The sequence below is a fragment of the Ruoffia sp. FAM 24228 genome (assembly GCF_045528575.1).
In the GTDB taxonomy this organism is placed as follows: Bacteria; Bacillota; Bacilli; order Lactobacillales; family Aerococcaceae; genus Ruoffia; species Ruoffia halotolerans.
Genome location: NZ_JBGQQZ010000061.1, coordinates 1 through 14,289 on the forward strand (window position 1 = coordinate 1; position 14,289 = coordinate 14,289).

Genomic DNA, 14,289 nt, shown 5'->3' on the forward strand with positions numbered 1-14,289 from the left:
CCGTGGTAAGATGGGTGTAGGTCATTTGTGGTCACTCCTTTGTATTCTTTGGTCGGAATTACAAGTTGAGTGTACCACAAATGGCTGTTTTAGTTGTCTAGCTTAATTTTACAATCGGCGCTATTAAAAAATTCTATGTATAATAAATTGAATTTCAATTATAATGTAGATATAGTGTTTGATGAAAATATAAAAAATGTGATAAGAAGATGATTAAAGCAGAAGTTTGTGGTTAAAATAAGGAGTAAAAAAATGAACAAAAAGGTACAATTTTCAAGTAAAATAATAAAAAATATTGTGAAAACAATTCTGATAGTAGCGGTAGTGCTATTCAACCGTTTCATTGTGCCAACTGTTCATGCTAATAATCAAGCTGAAGAAGAAGAATCAACAGGTCTAGTACCTGAAATTGATTTAAATATTACTGAATTGGATGATATTAAAGAAGTTAATTTAGTTGAGGACCTTGGAGCCGTAGCGAATGATGGCAAAGATGATTCTGAAGCTTTTCAAACTGCTTTAGATATGGCTACCGAAGAACCTATTAGACTCGTTATACCTGAAGGTGAATACTTGAGCCAAGGTGAGGGGAATATTGAGGCTGCTGGGATTAAAGGTCTACAAATTCGGGGAGATAACGCAGTTATTAAACCAGAGAATCCTATGATTAATCCATCAGAGTATTATTTCTTAAAGTTATTTATGGCTGAAGAGAATTATGGTTTAGAGATTGAAGGGATTACGATTGATGGGTCATTGAACCCACAAGATTTGTACTTTACGATGGATACGGCAGATGATATTTATAATTTACAGATGCAACGTGGTATCTACATTGAGGGTGCTAATCGAATCTCTGTTTCCAATACTCGATTCCAACACATGTATGGTGGCTATGCGCTTCATATGGTTGATTACGATTTAGTTAATATTCAAAACGTTAGCCTAGAAGATGTTGGAGGCGACGATATTACCGATAGTTTCGGAATGGCTTTCTATCTTGGAGGCCATGAGGGCGACGCGATTGTTAATATTGACAATGTTGTTGCTAACGGTAAAGTATCTGAACGAGATCCAAGTTATACAGCTTGGATTGGAGTTGTGGTTGAGAACGGAACAATTCAGTCTGAGGATCAGAATACATGGTTGGTTGATAATAATACAACGGTTAATGTGACGAATTCTAGCTTTATGGATTATGAAACAACTTTCCACGTCGAAAGTATGGCGGGAAGTGTCTACTTCAATGTTGATAATGTGAAATCTCGAGCAAAAAATTACTTCATTGCTGCGGGGATAAATGGTGAGATTAAATCCATGTCCAACCGCTTAAATTTTGAGATGACACCGTGGGGGCGTAATGAAATTATCTATGGTCTCTATTACACTGAGAAGGAACGTGAGAAGAATATAAGTGGAGTTAATGAGTTTGTTATGCAAAATTCCCGCGTTCGTTATCAGAATTTAGAAGATGTCGCACCGATTCCTGTGGCGACAAGTTACGGGGACTCAGTGGTTGCGCACTATTATAATGTGATCTTTCAAGAAGTTCCTGCAATGCTTGTAACGAATGCATCGGGTATTTACGTCGACTCGCAGATTAACTTACACATCAATAGTCAAGAAGATGCTCAGTCGCTTCAAGCTGGTCCCTTCAGTGAACCGGACAATCAAGAGGTTGTCTATGAAGGAAGTACAGCAGTGAATATCGCTGGAGACCACGTTCAAGCTGAAAGTCATAGTAATGAGATTGAATGGTTTGCTCCAACTGGCTATCAAGCACCAGCATTAGAGGCGCCATTAGAAGCACCTTTAAACAATCTAGAATAGTTATCGTTATAAAGATTTTTTATTTAGGTGGATTTGTATTATGTTGCATATGTTTCAATGGAAAGTAACTTCTGCATGATGGAGGAATATCATGAAAAAAATGTTAATGCTTGCATCTGTCGCTTCAATGATAGATCAATTTAATATGAATAATATCGACATTCTACAGCAGTTAGGTGTAGAGGTACACGTTGCTGCAAATTTTGTTCAAGGGAATTCTACCTCTAAAACAAAAATTGATACTTTTAAAGCTAAGTTAAGGGAATTGAATATACCTAGTTTTCAAATTGATTTTACGAGGAATATGTTTTTAGCCCATCAACATATACAAGCCTATCTTCAACTTTATAAATTAGCGAAGAAAGAAAAGTATGATTTTATTCACTGCCATTCACCTATCGGAGGTGTTATTGGCAGACTCGTAGGTAGGCACTTGAACATACCGGTTATTTATACTGCACATGGTTTTCATTTTTATAAGAATTCATCTAAATTAAGTTGGGTTATCTATTATCCGATCGAGCGATTTTTATCTCGCTACACTCATACGCTTGTAACTATCAATCAAGAAGACTACGAGAGAGCGAGTGGGTTTTCAGCGGAAAATTGTGCGTATATCCCAGGTATTGGAATTGATTTAGATGAATTCAAGAAACAACCGGAGAAAAACCAAGCTGTTCGTGAAGAATTTTTGAATTCACCCGATGAAGACTTTCTAATTCTTTCCGTGGGTGAGTTGAATAAAAATAAGAACCACCAAGTCGTTATAAAAGCATTGAGCCTAATTAATAATCCTAAGATACATTACGTCTTATGCGGACAAGGGGATCTTAAGGATGAATTAGAAGCACAGGCCATCGATGCTGGTTTACAAGATAATGTTAAATTTCTTGGTTTCAGAGAAGATATACAAGATATTTATTCAGTAGCGGATCTATTTGTCTTTCCTTCGTATCGCGAGGGTTTACCAGTTTCGTTAATGGAAGCAATGGCTTCTGGATTACCAGTTGTTTGTTCTAATATTAGAGGAAACGTAGATTTAATCAATGATCATCAAGGAGGCTTTTTAGTAGATCCGTCAGATGAAGTATCTCTTAAGGATGCCATAATTAGGTTATATAACGACAGCGAATTAAGAAAGCAACAAACAAACTATAATGACAGTTTGATAGGGAATTTCTCCATTGACACTGTGGCATTAAAGATGAAAGAAATATATAAAGGGCTTGTATAATTTTATAAGACTTTGTATAGGAACGACAACAAATAGAAAGGCTAAGAATGAATAAAAAACAGAAAATTTACTTATTTTTATCTCAAGCAGTTGTAGTGGCTTCGCTATTTTTATCTGTGTTTATTTTCTTTCTGGCAAGTAGTCAAGGTAACGATGGTGTTACTTTAAGATTATTTGGAGAAGGAGATGACGGAGCTTTCTATTGGGAACAAGCTCAAAATGTAAAAAATGGTTTACCCTGGGTTCGGACATCGATTTATCCATTAATGATAGGTAATGTTTTGAAGTTGTTCGATTCGGAAAATGTTTATTTAATACGCTTGTTCAATACAATCGGCTTCTTCTTATTAATTTTGGCTTCAGTTAAATTAGTTAAGTTGCAATATAAGCAAGTGAGAATTGAGATACAAGATAAGTATTATACTAATTCGAAAATCATGGTTCTATTGATGTTGATGTTCTACTTGAGTTTACAGATGAACGTACACATTTCTATATTAAGAGATATATGGCTGTATTACTTATATGTACAAAACCTTGTGTTAGGGATCAATATCTTATTCAAGAAGAAGTTTAATATTTACTATTGGATTCTATGGATTTTCTCATTATGGTTAATGGGAGAATTAAGAGGGTATATCTTAGTTTCTTATATTGCTTCAGTCATTGTTTATTACTTGTACCGCGCGATGAGTCGAAGAGGAAAGATTAAGAGCTTTATCTTCATCTTGATTGTATTATTAGGAATTTACTATACATTCTTTATGGACTTTACAATGCCAATTGTTGATAAATCTTTAAGAGATGGCTTACTTTATCGTTCGTCATTTCTGACTGAGTTCTCTGGAGGAAGTCAGATGGGAATCAACTTGATTCAACCTAACTACGTGTTGTTCCTAATTAATTATCTTGCAAGTTTTGTTGGGAACTTAATCGGACCATTGCCTTGGGATATTAACAGTGTTGGTACATTATTAGTTTTCTTTGCAGAGACAATCCCAATGGCCTATATTCTATACTTTATAATTAAAAGATTATCTTTACTTACCGATGTTCAGTACTTTATCTTATGTCATGCGATGATTTGGATTGGTTTAACAGCAGTTTCTAACGATAATATCGGAACTGGAACTCGTTTACGCCCGATTACATGGATTTTAATGTTGATTGTTTTTTCAGTTATTTATTATAAAGATAAAGAATTATCAGGAAAGCAGGTAGTGCCCAATGAAAATATTGTTTAAACGTAGTGATAATGCGTTACTACCAGATATCGACGCTTATATAAAGTATCTGAACCAAGATTCGATGTTCGATTGTTATGACTCAGCGGATTTAGCTGGAGGCTATTCTCTAGATGACTTTGATGTGATTTGGGAATTTAAAGGCCTCGGAGGAATCCAGTCAGATAATCATATCGTGGTACATGAATATGCGTCATTATCTACAGGGCGATTTGCAAAGTTGAAGAATTTAATTAAGAATGTACGTAATCCTAAACCGGATTTAAGAATCTTCTTAAACGAAGATGTGCGAAAAGGCTTCCTCTTTAAAGATGATATTCCTGAGACTTACCGTGATATGGGACTCGATCAACAATTCTTGAATGTTTCAAAGACTGAGAAAGAGTTTGACTTTATCTACATAGGCTCTATCTCAAAAGAACGCCAGATTGACAAATTTTTACATTCCTTCTCAAAAGCAAAACAAGGAAAGCTTCATCTTGTAGGAGCTGTAGAAGATGATGAAATCTATACGACATATAAGAATCATCCGGATATTACCTTCGTCGGACGCGTACCTTATAAGGAAATACCAGAGATTGCTTCAAAAGCCGTCTATGGAATTAATTATATACCGGATAAATACCCATACACATTACAAACCTCGACGAAGATGTTAGAATATTCAGCCCTCGACTTGAAGATTATTACTACAGATTACAAGTGGGCTAGAGACTTTGAAAGTATACATAATAGTAAATTTTACTTTTTGAATGATCAAGCTGACTTTGACCTTGGAGGTATTGAGGACTTTCCATTCGAGAATAACTTTAACGCCCATGACTATACATGGGATAAAGTTTTCGAAAAAGCAGATATTAAAGGAAAGCTAAAAGCGATTAATAAATAAGCAGGCTAGGCGAATGATGAATAGAGTTGGAGATGAAACAAGATGAAGAAAACAGCGATACAGGTCATGATTATTACGCTAATATCAAAGTTTTTTGGCTTTGCTCGTGATATTGCATTGTCATACTTTTATGGGGCTTCTAATATTAGTGACGCTTACCTGATATCGTTGACAATTCCAGATGTGATATCTAGTTTTATTATTACAGGGATTGCAACGGCCTTTATACCTCAGTATAACCGGATAAGGGCAGCTGATGGCGAGGAACGAGTGACTGAATTTACGAATAATTTAGTTAATACTCTGACAGCGGCTGCGATTATATTATATGTTGTTAGTGTGTTTTTTACGCCACAGATAGTCCGCCTTTTCGCGTCTGGATTTGATGGGGCCACGGTTGATATTGCAATTCAGTTAACACGTGTGAGTGTCATTAGTATATTCTTTACGGGACTGATTGCTTTAAGTACCTCTTACTTACAAATAAAAGATAATTTTGTTATACCTGCTTTAATCGGCTTTCCGCTTAACTTAATTATTATCTTCTCTATTTATCTCAGTACGGAGACGAGTTTTATTGTGTTAGCCATAGGATTTGTTATTGCTACAGCGTCTCAATTGGTTATTATGTTACCGAGTATCTTCAAGAGTGGTTTCGTATATAGGTTAACGATTGATCTGAATGATTCTGATTTAAGAAGAATGATTAAGATTTCCATTCCGGTGATTATTGGGAGTTCAATTAACCAAATTAATGTATTGATCAATCGAACAGTTGCCTCTAACGTTACAGTTGGGGGGATTTCAGCCTTGAATTATGCTTATATGATTACATTCTTCATCCATGGGCTGTTCGTTGTATCTATTATATCGATTGTTTATCCATCTCTGTCAAGATTAGCGACTGAAGGGAACTTTAATGGCTTAAAGCGAGAGACAGCTAACGTCATCAAAGCTTTATCGTTGATTATTATTCCAGCAACTTTTGGTGCGATTATATTCTCTAAGGAGATTGTCGGCTTACTCTATGGGCGCGGCAACTTTGAAGCAGATGCGATTAATATGACATCCTCAGCCTTAACTTTCTTTGCGGTAGGGATGTTGTTCGTAGCGATTCGTGAGATATTATCCCGGGCTTTCTATGCTATGCAAGATACTAAAACACCAATGATTAATGCAACCATCGGGGTTATTGTGAATATTATTCTGACTCCAATTTTCTCTAGATTTTTCGGTATTGGAGGACTAGCATTGGCGACAAGTGTCTCGGCAATGGTAACGGTTGTCTTGTTAGGAATTAACTTGAGAAAGAAGATTGGTCCCTTCGGTATCTTGAGCATCGTTAAGATATTCTTTAAGGTTACTTTGGCTTCAGTCATAATGGGAGGGAGTGCTTACTTTAGCTACCTCATATTAGTGAGACAAGTGAATGACATTGTTGCATTGTTTGTTGCTATATTCATTGGTGCTCTGACTTACGTATTGGCAGTTCTAACTATGAAGATTGAAGTAATTGATGATATGGTGGCTATTATAAAAAAATATCTAAATGCGATGAGAAACTAATATAATGTATTTGTTTATTATAGATACTTTTAGTTTAATAATGACAGAAAAGGTGAATGAAAATGAGTATATCAATTATTGTACCTATGCATAATTCAGAAAATACAGTTCATTTGACAATCGAAAGTATTCAGAACCAAACATATACAAATTATAAAGTTCTGCTCATCGATGATGGGTCGACAGACAAGACAGCAGAGGTTTGTAGAGAGTTAGTTGGTGACGATGCGCGCTTTCACTACTTTTATAAACCCAATGGTGGAGTATCAAGTGCGAGAAACTATGGAATTGAAAAGGTTGACACACCTTATATTGCTTTCTTAGATAGTGATGATGTGTTTGATCCGCGTTATCTTGAAGCTATGTTCCAGCGTTACGAAGAAGATCCATCAATTGACTTAGTTGCGTGTAGTTATACTCGTAATAATAAATATATCTATCTAGGCGATAGAAACATAACTAACTATGATATGGTTACAACAATCTTAGATGAAGATGGACCAATGGGCTACGTCTGTAATAAGTTATATAGAAGTGACGTGTTGCGTGAGCATCATGTGCATTTCGATGAGACACTCCATTATGGTGAGGACCTCTTATATAATGTGACTTACTTAAGTCATATTAAGAAAGTGGGTTATGTCAATGAGGTTCTATACTTTTATGTCGTAGGCGAAACAAGTATATCAAGTCGACTCAATCATCCTAAGACATTGACTCATATTAATGCCTTACAAAAGGTTATCGAACGAGTGGAGTCAATGGAGTTAGATGAAAAGACGCGTTTAAGATTCCGTAATACATTCTTTCGAATTTCGTTAGGTTATTTATTCCGTCATAGTATTGCCAATGATAAAGATAAGATACAAAAGTTCGATGCATTGCTTAAGACAATGAACCCATTAACAACAAGAAACTTATTCCTAAGTTCTAAGATGGTTGCTGGAAAGGCATACTTAGCTTTTAGAAAGATGCAAGTACGCTAATGGTAATCTATCTCACTCGAAAAGCACTTTATAATCACAGTCCATCTTTTGAACGGTGACTATAAGGCGCTTTTTATTATTACGGACTCAAAGAAGTATCAATTATCTTAAGTAAATGATATATTAATTGTATTGAATTTAATATAAAATAATTTATGAATATTATCCTTTACAATAAATGGATAAGTTGGAGGTCCCATTGAAACGAAATTATTCTATTGACTCTGCTAAGATGCTAGCAAGTTTTGCGGTTGTCTTCATGCATGTTGTGAATTATCTTCCAACGACCCGCTTTGCGAATTACTGGACTTATGATTGGTACTTTCCATTATTAGACTTGGCAGTTCCTTTATTCTTTGTCATCTCTGGTTATTTGTTGAATAAGAAACATTATAAAGATATACCTTCTTATGCTTTTAGAATCCTTGTGATGCTAATAGCTTATAATATTGTCTATATGATCATTAAATGGGCAATAGATATCATACTGCAATTATTAAGCGGAGATTTGAGTATAGGAACAATGTTTAGTTACTTTGCTAGTTTACAAGTGATCAATATATTCACGGGTATTGTAGGAAGTGAGCATCTTTGGTTCTTGTCTGCCTTATTCTTTGCTAGTTGGATTCTATACTTTCTGAAACGAATCCAACTCTCATCAGGCCTATGTGTGGTCATAGGAATGGTTTTGTTTGGGCTTATCTTCCTTCCGCCATTGAATAAATTTTCAACGAGTATCTTCTTATACGGCGGATTTGCGAAAGGTTTCTTTTATCTTTCTATGGGGAATTGGTTAGCTCAAAAACGAATCCAATATCCTTATAAAGCCATCGGGTTAGTTGTCAGTTTAGTTATGCTCATTAGAATTGGAAGTAATGTGGATAGTCAGGTTGTCCTTGAAGTGTTTTTGGCAATGATGATCTTCCATCTAATGCTTTTAATTAAGGAGAATCTTGTGGGAGAGAATATCTTATCGCGGTATGCTCAATATTCAATGGGAATATATTTATTGCATATCATATTCACAGGTTTCTTTACAACGGCTAGAGAACTCTATCCGACTATTAACACAATCAATCCGTTAATCGTTGTTCCAATAGTATTCACCCTATGTACACTAGGGTCGGTCATCATGTTCCCTTATACCGAACGATTTGTTCATCAACCATTGATTAGACTCTTTAACCAATTGATGGCAAAATTAGATTATAACATTCATATCAAGTCGTCAACGCTTTGATGATTAATATAGAAGCAATAAACACCCATTAGCTTGACCACATTGTCAGTTGAATGGGTATTTTGTTTGATAGATGGTATGTAAAGTTTATGAAAATATTTAGGGATTAGAAGATTTTATTACTAAAAGAATATATTATTATATAAAGGAAATACTTAGACTTCTAATAGTTAAGATAAAAAGATTACTAATTATATTAAAAGGGCTATTTATAACGTATCCAATATTTTATATAGTTATTTGGCCTTTATTTTCTATAGAATTGTAAGTATAATTAGAATTAGAAAAAAATCTATAAAAGTTAGTTAAGTTTGCTAAAAGAATTATTTAAAGGAGCAGTGTTATGAAGTCATTACAAAATTATTTTCTTATCCTTTTTACCTTTTTTGGTGTTCTGAGCTGGAACCCAGTAATTATTGATGCACAAGAAATAGATCATACATCAGTGTTGTTATTAGGCGTTGATACTGGTGATTTTGGACGTGTGGATCAAGGACGTTCAGATACGATTATGGTATTAGATATCAATAATAAGAACAATGAAGCAGCATTAGCTAGCATCCCTAGGGACGCATATGTAGACATTCCAGGTTATGGAATGGACAAGATTAATCATGCCTACGCATTCGGTGGGGCAGAATTAAGTATGGAGACTGTGAATAACTTCCTCGGTACTCAAATTGAAGATTATGTCGTAGTGAATATGGCTGGATTGAAAGAAATCATCGATGCCGTTGGAACGATTCAAGTAACTCCACCGACATCATTCTCAATCGGGGAGTATTCATTCACAGAGGGTGTACCAACAGAATTAGATAGTGACATGGCTTTGGCTTATGCAAGAGAAAGGTATACATCAGGTGGGGATTATGCAAGACAAGAACGTCAGCGTGAAATTATTCTAGCGATTGTGAATAAAGCTTCATCGATTGAATCAGTAGTAAATTTTATTCCAATGTTTTCAGCATTGTCGGATAATATTAAGACAAACTTAAACGTCGTTGAGTTAATGAGCTTGTTCCAGACATACAATAGCCTTGAAGGAATTCAACCTTACCAATTAAGTGGTTATGGTGAGATGATTGATGGAGTCTATTACGATCAGATTGATCAAGAATCATTAGCAAATCTAGTGGATATCTTAGAAACGGGTTCAAACGAATAATTTAAAGTTATAAATAGTATCGGTGTTGTATTAAAGTAACATAGTATAAAAATTATTGATAAAGTTGGTGAGAAGTTAGAAAATCAAAGTATGTCCACTAAGATTGTAAGGTGGGTAGAGAAGATGAATAACTTTCAAAAACAAGCCATTTGGCTAGCGATAGATTTCTTCTGCTTAGGGTCATTAACTGCTTATGTATTCTACAGTGGAGTGATTAATCCAATTATTGAAGGATATTTTACTTTCATATTTGCTGCATTAGTTATTTATCTTGTAGTGAGTAGAATTCTTTAAAAGTCTGAAAGGGCTAGAGTCTAGAGAAATCAAGCAGCATATCATTGACTTTGCGAATGAGAGTGCTGAATAATTCGAATTATTGGAGGAAACAATGGAACAAGAATTTAGTTTAATCGACTTATGGAATCTTCTCCGTAAGTATTTTGTGCGTATCCTTGGGTTGACTGTTATTGGTGCTGCATTAGCAGTGCTCTTTATGAGCTTATTCGTTGATCGTCAGTATGAATCAGAGGCACAATTATTAGTTAATCAGAGTAATAATACTGAGTCAGCCATTCAATATAATGAGATTCAGACTAACGTGAGTTTAGTTCAAACGTATAGTGATATTATTACTGGGAATGCTGTGTTAGACTCAGTGAATGAACAATTAGGTAACGTCTTTACTTTAGGTGAACTGAATGCAGCGATTCGTGTTGAGCAATCGCCCAACTCTCAAGCTTTCTTTATTAGAGCAACGATGGAATCACCGACAGATGCTCAGAATGTGGTTAATACGCTAGTATCAGAATTCGAGAGTGAATTAAGAGCTATCTATGGTGATGATGTCTCAAGTGTTTACGTTATGTCTTCAGCTTCGTATAATCCTAACCCGACTTCTCCAAGTATCATTATGTATGGACTTATTGGTGGGATGTTAGGCTTCATTATCATTGTAGGTATCGCGTTAATTAGAGAATTAATGGATAATCGAGTTAAATCCGTGGACGACTTAACGAATATGGGCTTGATCCGCTTAGCAGAGATTAATGAATTGACGCCAAAACAAGTAAAAGACAACCGTTACCGTATTGAAGCAACTGACAGACAAAGCAGAAGGAGAGTGTAACATGTTCGGACTCGGAAAAAATAAGTATAAACGAAGTGAAAAAGAGCAACGTTTAGGCGCTCCTTTAGTGACGTATTATGAACCTAAGTCAATCATCTCAGAACAATACCGTACCCTTCGGACGAACTTAGAATTCGCTCAAGTCGGTAACCAAGTCAAGTCAATTGCGATTACGTCAAGTATGCCGATGGAAGGTAAATCAACAACATCTGCCAACTTAGGTTATACGATGGGACAAACGGGTCGTAATGTCTTGATTGTAGATAGTGACTTACGTAAACCGACGGTTCATAGAACATTCAAGTTGAATAATGAACAAGGCTTAACGACTTTACTAGCGAATCCTGAATTAAAATTCAATCAGGTTGTTCAAAAGTCTAAAGAGTTAGGCTTGTACTTCTTACCATCAGGACCGATTCCACCCAACCCAGCTGAATTGATTGGTTCACCTCAGATGTCGGCCTTAATGGAAGAATTAGGTGAGAACTTTGATATGGTCATTTATGATACTCCACCAGTTAACTCAGTCACCGATGCACAAATTATTTCGACACGTGTGGATGGCGTGATTATGGTCGTTCGACAAGATTATGCACGTAAAGATCAAGTTAAAGAAGCCAAGCAAGCCTTAGAGAATGTGAATGCGAATATTCTAGGCGTTATTTTGAATAACGTACCCTTTGAAGAGGGTAAAGGGTATGGTTACTACGCGTATGGCTTAGAAGATGATGAAGCATGATTATCGACTTACATTCTCATCTAATACCTGGTGTGGATGATGGGGCTCAAACCATTGAACAATCGATTGAATTAGCTAGACAAGCCGTTGATGAAGGGGTGGAACATATGGTTCTTACCCCTCATCACCGTAATGGCAAGTATATTAATTATAAGAAAGATGTACTTGAATCGGCGAAAGCTTTACAAGAAGCATACCATCAAGCTAATGTGAATTTAAATGTCTACGCATCCCAGGAAATTCGCTTAACCGAGAAGTTCCTGGATGATTTGTATAATGGGGAGTTATTACCGTTAGATTCAGCTGGAAAGTATTATCTGATTGAGTTTCCATCAGACCGAGTCCCATCCAATGCGAAGCAAGTTCTACAAGAATTAATTGATGACGGTATTACACCCGTTATTGCGCATCCAGAACGGAACCATGAGTTAGCAACCAATCTATATCGTTTATATGAACTGGTCCAGATGGGTTGTTTAACACAAATTACAACATCAAGTTATTCGGGTTATTATAGTGAGACATTAGTCGAGAATAGTCAACAAATGATTGAACATAACTTGGCACATATATTAGCTTCTGATGTTCATCATATGGAGCACAGACCGATGAATGTGCAAGCGGCATTTGAGCGGTTAGAGAAAGAGTATGGGCAAGAAACAGTCAAATACTTTAAAGACAATGCACGATACATCTTTAATGGCGATAATGTTAATAAGAAGCAACCCATTCAACCAAAGAAACCACGTAAAAAATGGTTCGGATTATTCTAATAGAAGGAGAAAAAATGATGTATCTTACAATTAAACGGATTATAGACTTTGTATTATCACTTCTAGCATTGATTTTCCTCAGCCCGTTATTCTTGGTACTGGCTATTTGGATCAAGATTGATTCTCCAGGCCCCGTTTTCTTTAAGCAAAAGCGTATTGGAAAAAACCGCACTTTCTTTCAAATATATAAGTTTAGAACCATGCGTTCTGATACGCCGAAGGATACACCGACTCATCTATTGAATGACCCAGCATCGTTTATAACAAAATCCGGACATTTCTTACGTAAAACGAGTCTTGATGAATTACCTCAATTAATTAATATTCTCAAAGGTGAGATGGCCATTATTGGTCCCCGGCCCGCTTTATGGAATCAAGATGATTTAGCCGATGAACGTGATAAATATGGGGCAAATGATGTTCTACCAGGTTTATCAGGTTGGGCACAAATTAATGGACGGGATGAATTGCCTATCCCAATTAAGGCACGCCTAGACGGTGACTATGTGCAAAACATTAGTTTCAGCTTCGATGTCAAGTGCTTCTTTGGAACAATCGCAAGTGTCTTGCGAAGTGACGGAGTTGTAGAGGGTGGCACGGGTGTTATTGATAAAGCTAAGAAAGACCTGAAGGAGAATAAGTGATGAAAAATATTCTGATTACAGGTGTGAATAGTTATATCGGCAATAAGTTTGAAGAATGGGTTTCTCAGTGGCCTGATGAATACAGTGTTACAAAGATTAGTTTAAGAAATGATGGTTGGAAAGCTATGGATTGGACAAAGTTTGACGTTGTCTTGCATGTTGCAGGAATTGCGCATAATTCATCTGATCCGGAGTTAGAAGAGCTGTATTACAAAGTCAACAGAGATTTAACCGTTGAAGTAGCGAAGAAAGCTAAAACTGAAGGTGTGTCTCAATTTATATATATGAGTAGTATCATCGTTTTTGGGACAAAAGTGGAAGTTATAGATAGTAATACACAACCTAATCCAGATAATTTCTACGGGGATAGTAAGTTACAAGGTGAACTAGGTATCAAAGAAATGCAAGAAGAAAACTTCAATGTTGTTATTGTACGACCACCAATGGTATACGGGAATGGTTCAAAGGGAAATTATCCAAGGTTAGCAAAATTAGCGACACTAACCCCGTTATTCCCAGGATATGACAATAAACGTAGCATGATTCATATTGATAATTTAAATGAATTCTTAAGATTAAACATTAATAATAGTGATAGAGGATACTTTCATCCGCAAAATAAAGAGTATGTAAAAACGAGTGAATTGGTTGAAGAGATAGGTAATATCAAAAATCATAAGATATATTCAGTAAAAGGTTTTAAATTTATTATTGATAAATTTAAAACTATTTGATTTGTCAAATTAAGCTAGACAAAACTGCTTCATCTAAGTAACTCAAAAATACTTCCAACGGTGTTCGGTAGTGTAAGGATTTCCGTGGAATCGTGTTCCGTTTGTGTGCAATCGATGAC

The 14,289-nt window shown here is 35.7% G+C and carries 14 protein-coding genes and 1 pseudogene; 14 read left to right on the top strand and 1 reads right to left on the bottom strand.

What is annotated here, in order from left to right; all coding sequences use genetic code 11:
- Positions 1-252 precede the first annotated feature (252 nt).
- From ACEN33_RS09825 to ACEN33_RS09890, 14 genes are all read left to right on the top strand, one after another.
- Entirely contained in the window at positions 253-1,830 is a 1,578-nt protein-coding gene (locus ACEN33_RS09825; RefSeq protein ID WP_407094963.1) for a hypothetical protein, read from the top strand.
- A gap of 91 nt (positions 1,831-1,921) precedes the next feature.
- Positions 1,922-3,064, top strand: a complete 1,143-nt coding sequence (locus ACEN33_RS09830; RefSeq protein ID WP_407094964.1) for a glycosyltransferase family 4 protein — start codon at positions 1,922-1,924, stop codon at positions 3,062-3,064.
- A 47-nt stretch (positions 3,065-3,111) separates the two neighbouring features.
- A complete protein-coding gene (locus ACEN33_RS09835; RefSeq protein ID WP_407094965.1) occupies positions 3,112-4,308 on the top strand; it encodes a hypothetical protein in 1,197 nt (398 codons plus the stop codon).
- Positions 4,292-5,197, top strand: coding sequence for a hypothetical protein (locus tag ACEN33_RS09840; protein WP_407094966.1), 906 nt, complete (start codon positions 4,292-4,294; stop codon positions 5,195-5,197). The genes ACEN33_RS09835 and ACEN33_RS09840 overlap by 17 nt, the downstream gene beginning before the upstream one ends.
- 42 nt (positions 5,198-5,239) lie before the next feature.
- On the top strand, positions 5,240-6,763 hold the full coding sequence (gene murJ / locus ACEN33_RS09845) for a murein biosynthesis integral membrane protein MurJ (protein ID WP_407094967.1): 1,524 nt from the start codon (positions 5,240-5,242) through the stop codon (positions 6,761-6,763).
- A gap of 62 nt (positions 6,764-6,825) precedes the next feature.
- The gene (locus tag ACEN33_RS09850) at positions 6,826-7,749 is read left to right on the top strand and encodes a glycosyltransferase family 2 protein (RefSeq protein ID WP_407094968.1); all 924 of its coding nucleotides are present in this window, start codon (positions 6,826-6,828) and stop codon (positions 7,747-7,749) included.
- 199 nt (positions 7,750-7,948) lie between these two features.
- Positions 7,949-8,989 carry an acyltransferase family protein gene (locus ACEN33_RS09855; protein ID WP_407094969.1) on the top strand — a complete coding sequence of 347 codons (1,041 nt, stop codon included), beginning with the start codon at positions 7,949-7,951 and terminating at the stop codon, positions 8,987-8,989.
- Between the two features lie 343 nt (positions 8,990-9,332).
- Positions 9,333-10,154 (top strand): LCP family protein, encoded by an 822-nt coding sequence (locus ACEN33_RS09860; protein WP_407094970.1) that lies wholly within the window; start codon positions 9,333-9,335, stop codon positions 10,152-10,154.
- A 123-nt stretch (positions 10,155-10,277) separates the two neighbouring features.
- A complete protein-coding gene (locus ACEN33_RS09865) occupies positions 10,278-10,448 on the top strand; it encodes a hypothetical protein (protein WP_407094971.1) in 171 nt (56 codons plus the stop codon).
- A gap of 94 nt (positions 10,449-10,542) precedes the next feature.
- Entirely contained in the window at positions 10,543-11,280 is a 738-nt protein-coding gene (locus tag ACEN33_RS09870) for a YveK family protein (protein WP_407094972.1), read from the top strand.
- A 1-nt stretch (position 11,281) separates the two neighbouring features.
- Positions 11,282-12,019 carry a CpsD/CapB family tyrosine-protein kinase gene (locus ACEN33_RS09875; RefSeq protein WP_407094974.1) on the top strand — a complete coding sequence of 246 codons (738 nt, stop codon included), beginning with the start codon at positions 11,282-11,284 and terminating at the stop codon, positions 12,017-12,019.
- Positions 12,016-12,792 carry a tyrosine-protein phosphatase gene (locus ACEN33_RS09880; RefSeq protein WP_407094975.1) on the top strand — a complete coding sequence of 259 codons (777 nt, stop codon included), beginning with the start codon at positions 12,016-12,018 and terminating at the stop codon, positions 12,790-12,792. Before ACEN33_RS09875 ends, ACEN33_RS09880 begins: the two co-directional genes overlap by 4 nt.
- A 17-nt stretch (positions 12,793-12,809) precedes the next feature.
- Positions 12,810-13,436 carry a sugar transferase gene (locus tag ACEN33_RS09885; protein WP_407094976.1) on the top strand — a complete coding sequence of 209 codons (627 nt, stop codon included), beginning with the start codon at positions 12,810-12,812 and terminating at the stop codon, positions 13,434-13,436.
- Positions 13,436-14,170: an NAD-dependent epimerase/dehydratase family protein gene (locus tag ACEN33_RS09890; protein ID WP_407094977.1), complete on the top strand. Its 735-nt coding sequence runs from the start codon at positions 13,436-13,438 to the stop codon at positions 14,168-14,170. The genes ACEN33_RS09885 and ACEN33_RS09890 overlap by 1 nt, the downstream gene beginning before the upstream one ends.
- 4 nt (positions 14,171-14,174) lie before the next feature.
- Here ACEN33_RS09890 and ACEN33_RS09895 read toward each other — a convergent pair.
- Positions 14,175-14,289 (bottom strand): annotated as a pseudogene (locus tag ACEN33_RS09895) (IS30 family transposase); the annotation flags it as partial.